This window comes from Allolucifera butyrica (assembly GCF_900476375.1).
GTDB lineage: Bacteria > Bacillota > Negativicutes > Sporomusales > UPPP01 > Lucifera > Lucifera butyrica.
Map to the genome: position 1 here is coordinate 1 of NZ_UPPP01000129.1, position 760 is coordinate 760.

Sequence of the window (760 nt, forward strand, 5' to 3'; positions counted from 1 at the left end):
GGTAACTTGACTTCTTTGTGCGCTATACCCGGTTGTCTATAAGCCGCCATCTGCGTTGTTGGCACTGCGCGTGCTCTCTTCGACGTACTTACCAGTACGACTCCGTTCGCATGCTCCTGCCGCCTAGCATCTGGCACCTTCTAGCCAACCTCCGGGCTGTACTCATAGTTTTGACTTAGGAGTTCCCTCCTGCGCCCTGTGCTGTGAGCCCTGCGCTTCGTTTTGCTCGTTAAGTTTACTCTCTCTTTATCGAGAGGGTATCTTCTTCTTTCTTCTGTGCAGTTTTCAAGGAACCTCGGAAGATGAATACTATCATACTTATTTATTGTCTGCAATAAGCAAATTATAGCATTTTCACTTCCAAAATCAGCGACTTCCTAATCTCCCAGGCCGTTTCCAGCCAAGTACCTTCGGCGTTTGTGGGCTTAACGACTGTGTTCGGCATGGAAACAGGTGGATCCCCACAGCAATCGTCACTGAATAAATAATGGTGGAGACGAGGAGAATCGAACTCCTGACCCCCTGCTTGCAAGGCAGGTGCTCTCCCAGCTGAGCTACGCCCCCACTATAATTCGACCGCTTAGAATCTTCCCCATCCGCGTCAGGCAGTTGGGAAGGCCTCTAATCGGTCTCATGTTTTGCAGTAAATGGTGGGCCTAAGTGGACTTGAACCACTGACCTCACGCTTATCAGGCGTGCGCTCTAACCAGCTGAGCTATAGGCCCGCTTTTCCGGCGCTTAGCTCATGCCTATGGCCCGC

The 760-nt window shown here is 51.2% G+C and carries 2 tRNA genes and 1 rRNA gene; all 3 read right to left on the reverse strand.

What is annotated here, in order from left to right:
• Positions 1–364 precede the first annotated feature (364 nt).
• Positions 365–481 (reverse strand): 5S ribosomal RNA (gene rrf / locus LUCIF_RS24365).
• A gap of 7 nt (positions 482–488) precedes the next feature.
• Positions 489–564, reverse strand: a tRNA-Ala gene (locus tag LUCIF_RS24370).
• A gap of 84 nt (positions 565–648) precedes the next feature.
• Positions 649–725 (reverse strand) — tRNA-Ile (locus LUCIF_RS24375).
• Between the last annotated feature and the right edge of the window lie 35 nt (positions 726–760).